This window comes from Dehalobacter sp., from assembly GCA_023667845.1.
Classification (GTDB): domain Bacteria; phylum Bacillota; class Desulfitobacteriia; order Desulfitobacteriales; family Syntrophobotulaceae; genus Dehalobacter.
Genome location: JAMPIU010000178.1, coordinates 61919 through 79899 on the forward strand (window position 1 = coordinate 61919; position 17981 = coordinate 79899).

At 46.2% G+C, this 17981-nt stretch carries 6 protein-coding genes; 1 reads left to right on the plus strand and 5 read right to left on the minus strand.

Going from position 1 to position 17981, the window contains the following annotated elements; translation table 11 throughout:
- Positions 1 to 7: 7 nt before the first annotated feature.
- The 4 genes from NC238_15050 to NC238_15065 form a co-directional block, all read right to left on the minus strand.
- Positions 8 to 8137 carry a S8 family serine peptidase gene (locus NC238_15050; GenBank protein MCM1567226.1) on the minus strand — a complete coding sequence of 2710 codons (8130 nt, stop codon included), beginning with the start codon at positions 8135 to 8137 and terminating at the stop codon, positions 8 to 10.
- Positions 8138 to 8244: 107 nt separating this feature from the next.
- Entirely contained in the window at positions 8245 to 13293 is a 5049-nt protein-coding gene (locus NC238_15055) for a fibronectin type III domain-containing protein (protein MCM1567227.1), read from the minus strand.
- A gap of 407 nt (positions 13294 to 13700) precedes the next feature.
- On the minus strand, positions 13701 to 14906 hold the full coding sequence (locus tag NC238_15060; protein ID MCM1567228.1) for a lactate utilization protein: 1206 nt from the start codon (positions 14904 to 14906) through the stop codon (positions 13701 to 13703).
- Positions 14906 to 15892 (minus strand): (Fe-S)-binding protein, encoded by a 987-nt coding sequence (locus NC238_15065; GenBank protein MCM1567229.1) that lies wholly within the window; start codon positions 15890 to 15892, stop codon positions 14906 to 14908. Before NC238_15065 ends, NC238_15060 begins: the two co-directional genes overlap by 1 nt.
- 234 nt (positions 15893 to 16126) lie before the next feature.
- On the opposite strand from NC238_15065, the gene NC238_15070 reads away from it, so the two are divergent.
- Positions 16127 to 16969 carry a prohibitin family protein gene (locus NC238_15070; protein ID MCM1567230.1) on the plus strand — a complete coding sequence of 281 codons (843 nt, stop codon included), beginning with the start codon at positions 16127 to 16129 and terminating at the stop codon, positions 16967 to 16969.
- A gap of 161 nt (positions 16970 to 17130) precedes the next feature.
- On the opposite strand, the gene NC238_15075 is transcribed toward NC238_15070, so the two are convergent.
- A complete protein-coding gene (locus NC238_15075; GenBank protein ID MCM1567231.1) occupies positions 17131 to 17934 on the minus strand; it encodes a TIGR00266 family protein in 804 nt (267 codons plus the stop codon).
- Positions 17935 to 17981: the final 47 nt, after the last annotated feature.

Here is a 17981-nt window from a genome sequence, read left to right on the forward strand (position 1 = left end):
CTACAAATTACTTAGGAGCAACGCCTGAATTGATAATTCTGTTCGTCAAATCTAACGGATTTTCATTAGGAATAACGAAAACACCTTCTCTTCCTTTGACGACATTTAACCCTGTAACATCTACTTCAACAAAATGTGTTACTCTATCACTTCTAAAAGGAAAACCATAAAACGTATTTGAAAGCTGTCCTGGCGTTTTCGTACCTGGAACAATATCAGTGAGATACTGACCATTGCCATATCTAGCATCTTTAGGGTTTACCGCTTTTAATGAAGGATTTAACTGGTTTGACTCTATGATGCCATTTAGACCTTTTTCATTTGTATAATGGTAAAGGGTTTTTGCTTCGGCAGAACTCGCCCCCTCTAGATTTCCGACGACCCTACTAGTAGAACTTTTCATAAGAGCACTTGTTCCTATATTAGGTACTTTTGCTCCTTTCATTCCCCCCGTACCTAAACCAACAAGGCCTTCATTTAATAATTTAAAGCCATTATTAAGTTTCGCCTGCTTTTGTTCAGAAGATAATGTTTCCCCTGAAATTAAAGTCGTTCCTGTAGCTGCTTCAATCCAGTTGCCTAAAGGGGAATTGTTGGAAATTAGGTTTTCTAATCCATGAACTATTTTAACACTAACAGGATCATTTTGACTGGTTCCACAATAGCTATTTACCTTTTCACTTACTGTTGCCTTAACTTCTTCTGCTTTTGATACGGCTGTTGCCTTAATATCAGAAGATTTCTTTGCAACCGCAGTCTTAATTTCCACAGATTTATTGACAACTGTAGTTTTAGCCTCGGTATATTTATTAACTACTGCCGTCTTAACCTCAGTATATTTGTTAACGACTGCTGTCTTGACTTCTGTAGCTTTAGTTACTATTGCAGTCTTAGCTTGTGTTGCTTTTTGTACAACGTTATTCCATAGATTGCTAATCCAGTTGTTTCCACTCGGATCCGTATACATCAACGGTTCATTATGGCAATACGTATATAGGTTCAAACTCAGCGGATCATTCGGATCACCGCGGTAAGTGTCTTCCTGCATGAACCTGGCTATTGAAGGGTCATACATTCTGGCATTCAGGTAGTACAGACCGGACTCTTTATCATAATAGTAACCGGCATAAGTAAACGGGTTATCGACTGTACCTGTCTGCGAAGTAATATTCCCGAATGCATCATAGTAATATGTTGCCTGAATTGTCCCACTGTTGTCAAGTAGTGCCGTGACATCACCGTGACCATTATACATATAGTTCAGCGTCTGTCCGCCGACTATCCGGGATAACAGGTTTGTTCCATAAACGTTTCTGGCAAATTGGTTTCCTTTGCCGTCCAGTTCAAGGACAACCTTGTCTCCCTCATAGATGAACCGGGTCGTCTGATCATTGGTAGTCTTGGTGGCACGCAGGCCATCACCATAGTACGTGTATTCAACCATGGCATTACCGGTGTTGCTCTTGATCATTTGGTTGAAAACATCATACTCAAAGTATTGGGCGAAGCCGACGAGATCTTCGGCATATTGCGTCGCGCCGTCTTTCTCCTGTCCTGGTATGAACATCCCGAAATGCGGCGTTGGCGGGTTAATCGGGTCGATTTTCCTTATCTGTTCTGTTAGCTTGCTGGTATTATTACCATTATTGTCATAACCATATTTCGTGGTTGTTTTGAGATCGCCTTCTTGCTTTGTGGTACTTATCAGTCTATTCTGCTCGTTATATGCATAGGCGATAAATGTTCTGGTTGTCCCATCCGTGACTGTTTCGGTTTCCCTGTTTCCGGCTTTGTCATAGGTATATTCTGTGACTTTTCCTGCCGGTTCGGTTACTTTCAGCAGCCGGTTCAGTTTGTCATAAACATAGCTTGTGGTGCCCTTGCTTACACCGTTTAGGATTTCGGTCTTGGATGTCTGGTTGTGGGCCGCATCATAGGTATAGGTATAGCTGTCCATTACGCTGTTGTCGGTTTTGTAATTGGTCAGCGTGTTTAAGAGATTATCGGAGTAATAGGTATATTGTTCGGACGATCCGTCCGCATAGGTTACGCTCTTTTTAGCGCCATTCGGATAATATTCGTAAACTGTTCCGGTTGTCTGCCCATCTGTCCGGACTTCTTTAAGCCGACCGGCTTTATCAAAAATCTTGAGGGTGATGTTTCCTTTTAGGTCGGTCGCCTTCTCTGCGTAGAAACCTTCAGGCATATCCGCTGTTATATCATATTGATAGGTATTGGCGCCAAGACCTTCCAGCGTCTTCGTCAGGACCCGGTTCAGCTCGTCATAGGTGCGCGCGGTTTTTCCGGTTGTGTCTGTCATGGTAAGCAGGTTATTGTTGCCGTCATAGGTGAAGCTGATGACGATATCTTTTGCTCTTTCCGAGATCTTTCTACCATGCGTATCGTAAATGTAGGTAAAGGTGACGCCGTTGCGGTCTGTTTTTGCAGCCAGGCTGCCATTCGCGTAATACGTGTAGGATTCAGTTTTGGTCGGAGTGTAGGTATAACTCCCCGCTGCCCCTGTCCTGCCTCCGGCATCAATCTTTCTGACCAGCTTGTTGGCGCAGTTGTATTCGTAATTCGTGGTATTGCCTTTGCCATCAGTCTGTGATGTCATATTCTTATTAAGGTCATAGGTGTAGGTTGTCTTCTCCCCTTTGGCATTGGTCACGGCGATGAGATTATTGAATTGGTCATAGCTGTAATAGGTGACGTTGTTGTTTCCGTCTGTTTTTGTTGCGATGTTGCCGACGTTGTCATAGCTCTGGCGCGTCGCATGTCCTTCAGGGTCGGTCGTGGAAACCAGACGGTTGTTTTTGTCATAGGTATACTTCGTCACTGCAAACGTTTGGGCAGTGCTGTCCAGGATGCTCCAAGATTCTGTCTGCTGGTGGCTGGAATTGTATTTGAGTTTCTGGATAATGGTATACGGGTCTTCTTTTTGTATAAGTCGGTTGATCGGGTCGTAAACACTTGTGTAGGTTCCTGTACTGACATTGTTTAAATATTTGGTGACGGTCATTGGGTTGTTGTTTTTATCATACGTATAAACAATCTTGTTGACAACGGCTTCGTCCGATCCCGCCGTATGGACAGTTACTTCAGTACTTACTAAGCGGTTCAGGCCATCATAGCTGTTTGTCGTAACTGTACCGTTGCCGTCGGTAACGTAGATTTTGTTCCCATTCAGGTCATAGCTTAAAGAAGTTGTGATCGCGTCTGTTCCATCTTTCGCCTGCTGCGTATGGGTCAGCTGTCTTCCCTGCTGATCATACGTGTAAAGGTCCACCGTTCCCATGGAATCTTCTTGGTAGGCCAGGTTTCCGGATATATCATACAGATAAGTGACCGTGTAAGACGGAATAGAAGCATCTGCCGGGTAAACGGCTTTTCTTACTTTATTAAGAGCATTGTAGATATAAGTCGTTGTGCTGCCATTGCCGTCTGTCTGGGCTATTAGATTTCCGGCGAGATCATACTTTGAAGTTTTGATGACCGCCGCCGCGTCCCCGGCAGATTTTCTGATACTGACCTGAAGGATGCGTCCGGCATTGTCATAACTATACTCTGTGATGGCGCCTTTAGCGTCTGTTTCCGAGATATTCCGTAATGCCCCGTCATACTGGTACGAAACTGTATAACTTAAGCCCTTCTCCTTTGCTACCGCATCCAATACTTTCGTTTTCAGATTGGCATAGTTATACGTATATTCCGTGCCATATCCTGTTCTGATCTTGTCGGCATCGGTGCTTCCCGACCCGGCTTCATAGCCGCGTCCGTCCATTTCTTTGATGACATTCCCGTTCAGATCGTAACGGTAGGCTTTGGCAACGATCGTGATCCAGCTGGTATCCGCAGGCGCATTTTTAAATACGTCTTTTTTCACAATTACTCTGCTCATCAGGTCATAGGTGTACTCGCTGCGATTCATAACCGAGAGGTTAACAGATTCTGTGAGTTCCCCTGTTCCGGTATAGTTGGCCGGAGGGACTTCGCGGATCAGTCTGTCGGCACGGTCGTATTCATAAGCTGTCATAAAGTTCGTGACCGTATGGCTAGGATCTGTGGTGGTTTTCTTGGTCTTTATTAAACGTCCTTTTTGGTCATAAGCGTACTCTGTGATATTGCCAAGGGCGTCTTTGGTCTTCATTTCTTTCCCGTTCCAGGTATACCCCATGACCTCGATTGTTGCTGTGGTGCGTGCGCCGTTTTCATCCAGGGTATCCTGGGTTTTCGTTAACAAGCGATTCATGGTGTCGTAGGTATAAGTGGTTACTGTGCTGTCGGGTTCAATGGTCTTGCTAAGGTTGCCGCTTTTATCATAGGCGTTGGTGGTTGTAAGGATGGTATCCCCTGTTTTATCGGAACTGCCGTAAATATCCGCCGAGGAAACATGAAGCATGATTTTTGTGGGGTTGCCTCTTTGGTCATTTTGATATTCGGTGATATTTACGGTATTTTCACTGGTGTAAATATCCTGTCTTTTTACAAATCCATCCGGATCGTACTGATAGATTTTCTTGGCACCGGTCGAATCGGTGACCTGTTTGACTTTGCCATCTTTATCATAGGTATACGAAGTTATCATCAGTCTGTCGCTGGACGGGGCAACATAAAGTTCGACTTTATCTTTCCCTGTTTTTTCAGCGGTTTTATTGCCGGCTCTGTCATAAGTGACCGCACTGTAGCTGTATCTGTCCGATTCCAGCGGCGACCATTTTTCACTGAATCGGTTTAATCCGTCATATTTGATATAGGTTGTCCCGCCGTTGGCATCGGTTACGGATTTGACCAGGCCGTTGCTGTAATATACGGTCACGATGTTCCCGCCGTCCGGGTTCTTTTGGTTTACGACATTGCCGCGGTAATCATAGGTGGTGACAGTGACGGCTCTATCCGTATCGTTTAAGTATACGGTTTCCGTTTTTTGGAGCTTGCCGCTGACAACTGAATAGGCATACTCCTTCAGGGTCTGGGCAGTCGTATCTGTGGAGAGGTTTTTAAAGGATATTTTGGTTAATCGGTTCATCACATCATAGGTGTAGATGTAGACTGAACCGTTGGGTTTTGTTTCTGTTGCCAGATTACCGTAGACGTCATACGTGTATGTCGTCGTATTGCCGCACGGATCCGTCTGCGATAAGACCCTGCCGCTTGCTGAATAGGTCGTGGCCATACCGTCAGAAGTGTCACTATAGTTATGGGTGGGCGCCTGGCTGTTCAATCCGTCCTTGGTCAGATCATACTGGTTCGGGGCAACCTCAAGGGTTTTCCGCCCCATGGCATCGTAAACGATCCGGGTGGTTTCTTTGTTATTGAGTTCGATTTTTTCAACTCTTCCACACGGGTCATAGGTATAGGTGGTTTTGTAGCCCGACGGGGAGGTCATGAGCGTGAGCCAGCCGTTTTTGTTGTACGTGTATTGGGTGACATGATGCTCCGGGTCGGTGACACTGGCCTTGTTCCCGTATTCATCATAGGTATACGTCGTTGTGTTGCCTTCGGGATCGGTTTCCGCTTTGAGTAACCCCAACGCAGGATACCCCAGGGATGTCCGTTCCGCATCGCTGTAATACACATACGTTGTGATGGCAAATTTGGTCTGATTGGCATCCGCGCTATAGGTATCGGTACCGTTTAAGGGCTGGATTTTTTTCAGCAGGTTGGCTGAATTGGTATCGTATACGTAATAGGTGGAATGGCTTAATTCGTCGGTTTCGGAAATCAGGTTGTTTTTGGCGTCATAGGTATAGGTGCTGTAAGAAGTATCGGGGTTAATGATCTTGGTCATATTCCCCATGCTGTCCCGCTGATATTGCGTCTTGTTGCCATACCGGTCGGTAATGGCGATTTCTTCGCCGTATTTGTTTGTCCCATTCGCGTCTAAATTGTATTCGACGGTCGCAGTCTTACCTTCCGGGTCTTGGGTTTTGGTAACATAGTAGCAGGAATCATACCACTTGATGATTTGCCGGCCGTTGGCATCGGTGATGGTTGTTTTTGAGTTGGCGGTATCATAGGTATAGGTGGATACTTTGCCGTCAGGCTCGGCATAGCTATTTACCTTATATGTCCCCGAGCTATTGGTATACGTCAAGGTTTCCAGTATATTGCTTGATGCGTCTTTGATTGAGGCCAGACAGCCGGAGGCGCTGTCATAGGTATAGGTTGCAATCACGGTATCGGACGGGTCGGTAACGGTGGTCAGCCGGTTTGAGGCGTCATAGCCATATTTAAAGGTTCGGTTCATTGGGTCCGTGACCGTGGTGATATACCCGGCGGCATTATAGGTTACGGTGAAGAACCGCCCAGCTGCATCGGTTACTTTCTGAACTTTACCTGTGGCATTGACCTCGATTGTGATTGTGTTGCCGTTCCGGTCTTTCATCCAGCAGAGATAACCACTCGTATTGAAACCGTACGTATACTGGTCTTTGGTGGTGAGGATATACGAGTTGTCAGCTTGTTTGACCATGGTGCTATGGGAGTCGTTGGCTGTGAATACACCGCTGTTGTTGACAAAAACCTGGGCAGATCCGTTGGGAAGCTTCGCGACCCACTGGGTGGGATAGGTCGTATCCTGGGTAAAGCTTCCTTCAAATCCGAAAAACCACCCTTTGCCCAAGGTGCTGGAAGTCCGGGTATCTTTCGAGTTGTAGGTCCGCGATATATCAACGGTGAAACCCGGCGAGGACAGACTGAAATCGGTCACCGTTTTGGCGTAGTTCCCTGTAGCAGCATTGACGCCGTTTTCACCATAATGGATCTGTTCCATGTTTTGTTGGGAAATCGTGGCGGCAAGTGTGGTGACTGTACTATCCACGGTAGTTTTTGCGGTGGTGGTATCATCTTTTGTTGTTTGCTCAGCTGTATTTGCAGGAACTGCAGCGGCAGCCTTCAGCGCCTTGTCTGCATTGACGATGCCGCCTGCGGTTACTTTGCCGGTCAGGCTGTCTAAGGCAACAACGCTGTTTTTGATGCAGGCGTTGACTTGTGCCGGGGTCAGCCCCGGATAAGCGCTTTCGATCAGGGCGGCGATCCCGCTGACATAAGGGGCGGCTGCGGAGGTCCCGCTGATATAGCCATAATTACCATCCGGCAAGGTACTGAGGATGCCGACGCCCGGGGCTGCGACGTCAACGTTTGTCCCATAGCTGGAGAACGAAGCAAGGTTTCCTGTGTTATTGATTGCGGCTACGGAGATGATGTTCGGCAGGTTGAATGCTGCCGGGTATACCGGTGAAACGGAGGCATCGTTGCCGGCGGCGCAGACGAACAAAATTGCGCTTTGGGCCATGGCATCTTTTAAGGCAAGGTTTTCTTCTGAGCAGCCGAAGCTGCAGTTGATGATCTTGATACCATGGCTGCTTGCATATTCAATCGCTTCAATGGCGTCGGAGGTATAGCCGGTACCGTCTTGGATAAATTTAAGCGGTACGATTTTGACGCCCGGAGCTACGCCTTTGATGCCGGCGCTGTTTGCTTCCGCAGCGATAATCCCGGCAACATGGGTTCCGTGGGAATCCGAGCTTACTGAGCTGAATACATTGCTGCTGTCGGTTATGAAGTTATACCCGGATACGATGTTGCCGTTAAGATCAGGGTGGGTGGTATCGATACCGGTATCCAGCACGCCAACCAATACGGAGGATGATCCTTCGGTCGTTGTCCAGGCAGACTCGGCGCCAATGTCGATCCCGGGAGTACCGGCAACGCCGCTAATAGCCTGTCCGGCATTGAACAGTCCCCACTCTTCATTAAACCGCTCGTCTGCCGTCGCGCTATACAGGTTGAGCTTGTAATTTGGCTGGGCATAGACGACGTTGGTGTCTTTTTTGAATTCTTTAACGACTTTGGCAATATCATCGTCTTGAGAGATTTCCAGAAGTTCTGTTTTCGTTTGTTTTTTCTTATACTTGGAATCGAGTTTTGCAAGGTTTAGGTTCTTCTTAACCTTTGTTTTGACGCTGTCGGCTTTGGTGTCATCCTTGTATTTGACAAGAATCTGTACTTCTTCTCTGTGGGATACACCGGCTTCTGCCGCCTTAACGGTATCCGTCGGCTCGGTGATCACTACACCGGTGATTAAGAATAAAGCGATAAAGAGCTTCAGTATGAGCCCTGTGATTTTATTCATTTTGTTCCTCCTAACCCACCCCTTCCTCTCTTTTTTGCAAGAGAGGGAGCGGATCTTCTTTGATCAATCTGTTTGGTGTGACTCGATTTTTTTTATGACGAAAGAATTTATGGGGTGGGCTCGTCCTGTTTGCTAAATACGGTATAGGTGATGGTTGTGCCGCCGGTTGCTTTGGCTTTGAATTTGATGCTGTTTAGGACCCCGGTCCAGGCTTCGCCAGGGTTGATGACTTTGTCGGCGACGAAGACGATTTCTCCGGGTTTGAATTCGGTGATGGTGATATCTGTGCCTTCGATCCTGCCAGGCACTGTTTCATAGATGCCGGTCAGTGTCGACAGGTCAATCACGTCAATTGCCGCGGCATTATACGTCACAACCATGGTATACGGGCTAAAGTCCGTGATATCTTTGGCCGTGAGTCCCAGGTCGACGGTCTTCGTTTTCTTACACCAGGCTTTTAAGGCATTGTTGATGATCTTGCCGCTCCATTCGCTTACACCCTGCATATTGTGCGTCCGGATACGGTAGGTGTATTCACGGCCCAGACCGGTCCGGCGATGGGTGAAGGTGTTCTTGGCGATATCCGAGACGATTGTGGTGGTCGTGCCGTCACTGATCTCAATGTCAAAGCTCTGGTCGCTGTCTTTTTTATTCCAGGTAAGCGTGGCACCGGTGGAAGAGGATTTTACCTCAATGTTGGCAGGAGCTGCCGGTTTACCGGGCAGTGTCTTGATATACTGCATGGCGCTCCAGTCGCCTTCAATGGCCGCATTGCGCGCTCGGACCCGGTAAGCGTGGAGGGTATCGGATTCCAGTCCGTCATGAATGTAGATTGGATCGTCGTCGTCTTCCATGAGTATGCCGTCAAGTTCCACATCATAGCCTTCGGCATTCTCGACCGCGTCCCAGGTGATGGTGATCAGGGTATCTGAGACAGTGGCGTTGACGTTTTGGGGGATAGCCGGTTTAACCGGTGTGGCGTAAGTGGTGATGACATCGCTTAAGCCGCTCTCGCCGGTAGCAGAGACTGCTTTAATCTGGAAGCTGTATTTTGTCTCCGGCGTTAGGCCGGTAAATGTATAGGTGGTTGTGTTTGAAGTTACGGGTGTCCCGGTATTTAAAGTTATCTGATAGGAGGTTGCATCCTGAACGGCATTCCAGGTAAGAATGATTGAGGTATCGGATTCGTCTGTGCGTATTCCGGAAGGCGTATCCAGGAGATAGGTCGTTATTGTGATCGGATCGCTCCAGGTGCCGGCCCCGATGCTGTTGACACCGCGGATCTTATAGATGTGCGTGCTGTTTGGCGTCAAACCACGTTTTTCACAAGTGGTCGGTGTGTTATTGTCAACGATACGGGTCTCCTGACCGTTGACGATTTCGACAATTTCGTAGGTCTCGGCATCAGTTGCCGCGGTCCAGTTGATGGTGGCCGTGGTATTCGTTGCCGTATAGGTGATACCAGCCGGTGCTCCGGGCAGTCCGCCTGTTGTCATGACCGATTTAAGTGTACTCCACTCGCCTGCTCCCTGGACATTCCGGGTTCTTACGCGGTAGGTATGCTGCGTGGATGGTTTAAGGCCGGTAGATTTATAGGAGGTGTTAAGTTTGACATTTTTGATTACACCGTCGAATTCCAGGTCGTAGCTGAGTGCTCCGGCGACGGCATCCCAAGTAATGGTGACCGAGGTGCCTGCCGGGGCGGCTGTGAGGTTAGCCGGAGCAGCCGCTAAGGCATATTTGGCGCGGCCGGTTATCACATTACTCCAGTCGCCGGCTCCTGTCTCATTTTTGGGTCTGATCCGGAAGAGATGGTCCTGACCGGGAGTGAAGGTGTTTTCGTAGGTTGTTCTGGCACCGTTGTCTGTGATGGCGCCGTCGATCTCAATGTCATAACCGGTTGCGGCATCCATAGGGTCCCAGGTAATGGTGATTTTGCCGGTCCCGGAAGTGAGTTTGATGTTGGAGACTGTGCCTTCGGGGGCCGACCCGTAGGTGTCCCCGGCTGATATTTCACTATAGTCTGTTTGGATGTTCTCCGCATTTCTGGCTTTGACTTGGAATAAATACTGCGTTTTGAGGTTGAGACCGCTAACGACAATTTTTTTGGTGGTGAGTGGGTACCAGTCGGGATCAACGGTTAACTCGCCGGCAGCGTTGACATATTTGTCACCGCAGTAGATTTGGTACTCGGTATTGGCAGGGTTGGTGTCCGTGATTGTGAGTTCCAGCGATGTTGTTGACAGCGGTTTGGCGGAGATGGTGGGTTTTTCAGCTTTTGTTAATATTTCTTTGGTTGTACTGGCAATATTCCCGGCTTTGTCTTTGGCTTCGAGTTTGATGGTATAGGTCTTATTTGGAAGTAACGGGTTCTGCTGGGTCGTATAGGATGCTTTGGCTATCATGCTGTCTGTATAACTAAATGTCCCGGAAGAGTTGGCATAGATCAGTAACGGGTTCGGCAGATTCGGGAGGTTTGAATATGCGGTAACGCTTATTGCGTTGATGGAAACGCCATTATTTAATACGTTAGCTGCGGGACCCCATGTACCCGTATAACTCATCTGTTTAAGTACAGGGGTTTGCGTGTTCGATGCGTCTTTCGCTGTCCATAGCAGGGTTACCTTGTTACTTTCATCATACGTAAGTACCGGCGAGTTCTGGTCATATAGATTGCCGCTGGTAAGTTTTGTCGCTGTGCTCCAAGTCGAGCCCCCATCAGTCGATTTACTGTACCACAAATTGAAGTAAGAACTATCTGTAGTGTCTTTACTCTGCCAAACCAGATGAATGACATTATTTTTATCTGTTATGACAATTGGTTTCATATTAAAATTGTCGTATATCCTTGGTGAAGCATATGCTGTGCTCGTACTCCACGATGATCCATTAAATGAGCATACATAAATATAGTGATAATACCCACCGTAACCTTCATCATACAATGCATTCTCGAAAATTACCGCCGGGTACCCATTACTATTAATTAGAATCGAAGGATTAGTGTAGCCATTACCTCCAATTATAGCTGTGGGAGCTTGCCATGTAATGCCTCCATCTGTGCTTTTGCTATATCGGATTCCATTATTGCACCATGCAGTATATAGGATTCCGGAGTTATCAGATGTTATGGAACACCCCGGGCCAAAAATATTTTGAGCTGCATCGACGACGACAGCAGATGAAGAAATATCGCTTCCTTGTGTTATTGTAGATGCATCGAATTTCCATACGCGTGCATAACTAATCGTTGGAATAGTAGTAAAAAAATAGACATTGTTATTAAATGAGCATATGGATAAGCTGACGGAACCGGATATATTTAAGTAACATAATAAGTCCCATGATACTCCGGAGTTTTTGCTGCAATAAAAATTGACTCGATTGTTTGTATAGCTGTAAAGCGAGTATATGAGCCAGCCATTGCTGAGTTTTACAACCTTTTGTGAGTTATTGTTTAGATAATCCGATAACGAAGTTATGTTCGTCGTGCTAATTCCCTGCAGCCAAGGGCTGATATTCTCACCAATGGTATACCTTAAGGCGGCGCTATCAAACCCTGAAACATTATCTTTGGCTCCGCCGGTTACACTGACACTATTACTTGTCGAGGATGTTTCTGTAATACTTAAGCTATCCGGCACGGTTTTATCCCATGTGAAGCTGACTGAAGCCGCTGCTGAAAAAGTTCCGTCGTCAGCAACACAATATAGGGTATGTTTGCCTTCAGCAAGGTTCGTCAAATTTACGGTTGAAAAATTTACTGTCTGAGCGCTGTTCGTATTGGATACGGCTTGGGTCTCTCTTGGTGTTGTTTCAGAGTCGAGATAATACGAGCAGGAAAGTGAACTGTCGTCCGGGTCGGAGACAGATACCGATAGATTAAGTGATGCACTCGCATTATAGACCGAGTTTGAGATTGGCGTTATGATTGCAACAAGAGGGGGTCTATCGCAAATCAGACTGGGTATTGTACCCGGGATAGAAGCGTTTGCTGTACCGCCGTTGCCCAGTTGTCCAAATCCATTGTATCCCCATGATTTAACCGAGCCATCATTCATCAAAGCTATTGAATGCTCAGAATAATGGCCGGATATTAACATACGTATACCTGATAGATTCGGAATAGTAATCGGGGTGTAATTATATGTATTGTAATTACCTGTGCCTAAATCTCCGGCAGCACCATAACCCCAAGCCTTTGCCGTGCCATCATTCAGTAATGCAAACGAGGAATAATAGCAAGCGCTGACTTGTTTCACATCCGTTAGCCCTGTTACCTGTGTAGGCGAATAATAATTTCCACTATTCCCTATTCCAAGCTGTCCATATTGTCCATATCCCCAAGCCTTTACGGTGCCATCGTTTATCAATGCTACAGCATGGTAAAGACCAGTTACCAATTGCTTGACATTAGCTAGGCCTGGGATAGTTGTTGGCGTATATATTGTCGATGTATTTCCGTTCCCAAGCTGTCCATAGGCATTATTTCCCCATGATTTAACGGTACCGTCGTTCATAATGGCATATGAACTGCAATGTCCTACGACTACTGCCTTGACACCTGTAAGTCCGGGTATGGTTGTCGGTGTGTAATATGCTGTTGTACCCATCCCTAACTCTCCATTACTGTTATTTCCCCAGGCTTTGACAGTGCCATCATTCATTAACGCCAGGGAATGGTACGTACCTGCTGAGATTTGTTTTACACCTGTTAGGCCGGATATGATGGTTGGCGTATTATAGTCTGCCGTATTTCCGGTCCCCAATTGGCCATAGCAATTATATCCCCATGCTTTAACGGTGCCATCATTCATTAAAGCGAGTGAGTAATAAAGACCTGCCGATAACTGCTTGACACCTGTGAGGCCCGGTATGGCTGTAGGCGTATAATATGCGGTAGTATTTCCGGTCCCTAACTGACCGTAGATGTTCCTTCCCCATGCTTTTACGGTTCCGTCTTTTTGTATACATAAAGAATGATCAGCTCCGGTTGCAGCAATGACCGCATTCGAGTCTATGCTTGATTCAGCATAAGCTGCTTTCATAAGACCGGAGGTGTCAAATCCCATGCTATTCCCTAACCCAGTTAAAAGATCAAAGGAACAAAGAATGACCCATGTACATAAAATAAGTCTAAGCGTTTTGTGTTTCATTTGCCTCTCTCCTTAAATATGGTTTTGCAGCAGTTCAATTTGTGTATAATCATACATAGAAATTGATTAATCCCTATATTTGTATAAATTTAGACAAGCTCAATCATAGCATAAGCGTCTTCTTTTTTATGTAAAATTATGTAGATTACACCATTGAATTAATAAGTTGTATTTTGCTGTATCGTGTTATGTTCTGTTTTATTTTGTTATGTTTTGTATTTCTATGTCTAAACAAAACTTTTAAACAGAACTTTTGCAAGCGGCAAAATACGTATCACTTGGAAATTCGCTTGTGGGATATAAAAATAGCTCCCCTTGTAATAAACAGTTTTTTATTTAAACTGTTTACGACAAGGGGAGCCTATCAATTTTATAGGGTTAATACCTCATAGAGTTTGGCATGTCTATTATTCTTCCGATGACACGACCCTGCTTCGCAGTTCTCCGACCATGCTCGGTACGTCAATCTGCATCGGGCAACGCTCCACACAACGTCCGCAGCGCAAACAGGTGTACAGCATCGGCGCAGCAGCATCTGCTCCGCCTTCAACGAAGGCTGTCCAGACGGATCCTATGCCGCTTAAGTAGGTCTTGCCGTAATGTCCGGCTGTGACCTGAAATACAGGGCACTCATACATACAGCCGCCGCAGCGCAGACAGTGCGCAGCTTGGCTGAAATGTTCCTCCGCCATCATTTTGCTCCGGCCGTTATCAACAAAAATAACATAAAATTCTTTCGGTCCATGAGCGCCGTAAGTCGTAACCTTCTCGATATCCCCGGTCTTGCTCGGGCCGCTGATAATGTTGACATAGCTCGGTGCTCCGTACTGGGCGTATCTCCACGTTACCTCAGCTGTCATCATGGCCTCGAGGAAAGACGGTACAAGTTTTTCAATGCCCACAATGACAATATGTACCGGCGGCGCACCCGTACAAAGCCGGACATTTCCTTCATTTTCAATAATGACAACTTGACCGGTATCGGCAGCAACCACATTGGCGCCGCTGATTCCAATATCGGCAGTGAAATATTTCTCTCTTAAGAATTCCCGTACGACCCCAACTTCCTGAGCAATATCGGGAGGCACTTCCTTTTTAAAGAAATCGGTAAAGATCTCTGCAACCTGTTCTCTGGGTACATGGATTGCCGGAGACAGAATATGCATCGGGCGGTCATCTTTCAACTGAAGAATGAATTCCCCAAGATCGGTTTCCCAAACCTCGTTCCCGGCTTTCTCCAGCCCATGTCTGAGTTTAAGCTCTTCGCCCAGCATACTCTTTCCTTTCACGATCACCTTGCCGGTACCGACAATCTCATCAAGAATACGGAAAACTTCGTCCTTGTCTTTGGCAAAGAAAGCCTTGCCATGATTTCTTTCAATTGCTTCCATGGCCTGTTCCCTAAGCTCTTTGTTATGCTGCATCGAATAGGCTTTAATTTCCCGGACTTCCTCGGCAAGCTTTTCCGTGTGCGGATAGCGGTCCATCGTCGAAGATACCGTCTCCCGGTAGGATTTTACGGCTCTGGTGATCGCCCGGTTAATATTAGGGTCTTTACTCGCTTTATTCAAATTCTTGGTGTAGGCGCCAATTTCTTTATTCAAGTCAGTCATTAATCCTTAAACCCCCTAAATAAGAATTCAACCATATCATCCATGATCATCGGATGATTCTTATCGACACCGCTTTCCAGTGAAGATAAGCAGTACGGGCAGGATATCAAAGCCCGCTTTGCTCCGGTATCCGCCAATTCAACGACTCTGCGTTTGGAAATTGTTTTGGATATCTCGGGAAACAGCATTTTACTTGGGCCGCCGCAGCAGGTTGTCCACTCTCTGCAGCGCAGCGGCTCAATATATTTTACACCGACTGCATCCAAAACATCTCTGATCTCCTGGGATATGCCAAGTTCCCTGGCCATCCGGCAGGAATCATGGATAACCACCGGGTCCTTTTCATCAACAGCGGGAAGCAAATGCCTTTTTTCCCAGACTAATTCGATAAAAGTCTTCACCTGAACATCCGGAAAGTCAACCAGTTTGGGATAAACAAGCTTGAACATTTCCGCTGCATGCGGCGAAGTGCAGACGATAACTTTTGCTTCGGTCTCTCTAATGCGTTCAGCTAAGATCACAGCATAGGACTTTAATTCTTGCCAAAAACCAAGTTCATCCAGCAAAGCACCGGTATACATATCTGCCTGAGGGTCATAGCAAAGATCATAACCAAGTTTTTGCAAAATGATTGCTGCTTTATAATTTACAGAATAGAATCTTTCTTTGTCTTTGGCCAAGACAGAAGCATAGATCTTCTCCGCATTAATACCGGTCTTATTCACAAGCTTTCTTGCTCCCATCAGCCAGGAGAAAAGGTTGCTGGACGAATCAACATAAATCAGAGTCTTGACAAGTGAATCAATATACGGCAAAAGCTGATATTCACTGCCTGTATAAAACAGGATCTCACCTTTTTTGGGAAGCTTTAAATCTTTCACCCAGGAAGCTATCTCCTTTGGCTTCAAAGCCAGCGGGTTCTGATATTCAACAATATTATCTCTGATTAACGCCAAAACAGGCGGCAGTTTTTTCTTCTTAGGCAAAATCTCACAGCCCTTCTAATAAAATGGGTACATCAATTATTTAATACAAAAAAAAGATAATAGTAAATGCCCAGCAAAAATGTATTATGTATTCATAATTCGGGTAATACAATGATCTCTAACTTTAAAACATGTGAAGAAATAATACCCTGCATATTCTGGCCTTCACTCCCCTCATATGATATGATAAGATAAAATTAGTTTCCAGACAAAACCAGAAAAGAGGAGAATTCTATGGAGGAAAACATCACTCCGGCCAAACCCAGAAGAAGATTCTGGATAAAAATTATTCCAATTGTACTTATTATTGCGCTCATTGCCGCTATGATCGGTTTCAAAGGCTACGTAATCGTTGAACCTGGCCACCGGGGCGTTATCGTCCAACTTGGTAAAGTTATGCCATACGTTTTGGATGAAGGATTCCACATCATTGTACCATTTATCCAGGATATTATTCCAGTTGAAGTCCGACTTCAGAAAGACCAGTCTGACCAAACCACCTCTTCCAAGGACCTTCAGGTCGTGAATACAACGATCGCTGTCAATTACCGGCTTAATCCGGAAAATGTCAACAAGCTCTACCAGGATGTAGGCCTGGAATATAAAGAAAAAGTTGTCGACCCGGCCGTCAGTGAATCGCTCAAGGCTGTAACCGCTCAGTACACCGCGGAAGAGCTGATCTCTAAACGTTCGGAAGTCAGCGCCAAAGTCAAAGAGATACTTGGCAAGAAGCTTGCAGTTTACTATATGGGACTGGACGATATCAACATCACCGAATTTGACTTCAGCGATCAATTCAATCAGGCCATTGAGGAGAAACAGATCGCCGAACAGCAGGCCTTAAAAGCAAATCTTGATCTGCAGAGAATCCAAGTTGAAGCCCAGCAGCAGATTGAACAGGCCAAGGCTGAAGCAGAAGCCCTGAAGCTGCAGAAGGATGTCATTACCCCTGAACTGGTAGAACTGCGTAAAATTGAGGCTCAGCTTGAAGCGATTAAGAAGTGGGACGGCAAACTGCCGACCGTGACAGGCAGCGGCGCTGTTCCGTTTATCGATATCAATAATCTGAGCAAATAATTATATGGAATAATTAACTCAGTATATTTAGATATTTAGGGATTTTAATATCATAAGGTAATGATGAAACAGCCCGCATTCTTTCAAAGGAATACGAGCTGTTTTTTTATTGGAAATTCCGATGATCCCATCAAATCATTTTTTCTTTTTTCTTTTTTCTTTTATCTATCTCCATCCAGAAGGTTCCCGAGTCCTCCCAGAATACTCCCCTCGCCCTTCTGGGACCCGCCAAGCCTCGGTGCGGAAGCTATGATTCTGTCCGCCAGACGGCTGAACGGCAGAGACTGCAGCCAAACTTTGCCGGGGCCGGAAACAGTTGCAAAGAATAGTCCTTCCCCGCCAAAAAAAGCAGTTTTAATGCCTCCGACAAACTGAATATCATAGCAAACACTGCCGGTCATTCCGACGAGACAGCCGGTATCGACCCTGAGGGTTTCTCCCGGCCGAAGCTCCCTCTCGATAATGGTTCCGCCGGCATGCAGGAAAGCCAGGCCGTCTCCCTCAAGTTTCTGCATGATAAATCCTTCACCGCCAAAGAATCCGGTTCCAAGTCTCTTGTTGAATTCGATGCCGATCGCTACCCCTTTTGCGGCACACAGAAAGGCATCCTTTTGACAAATTACTTTACCATTATACGCAGTCAGATCAACCGGGATGATTTTCCCGGGATAAGGGGCCGCAAAAGAAGCATGCGCTTTGCCTGCCCCGCTGTTGGTGAATAGGGTCATAAAAAGGCTTTCTCCTGTCAGAAGCCTTTTTCCTGCTCCAAATAGCTTCCCGGTAAGTCCCCTGTTTTCTCCCTGTCCGGATCCGTCCCCAAAGATGGTTTCCATCTGAATGCCCGGTTCCATAAACATTAAGGCTCCTGCTTCCGCAATCACACTTTCAGCCGGGTCCAATTCAACCTCAACAAACTGCATGTCATCCCCGTAGATCTTATATTCGATTTCGTGAGCTTTTCCCATGCTAACTCCTCTCTTTCCTGATTATCTTTTAGCTGTCTTTTGTTCAT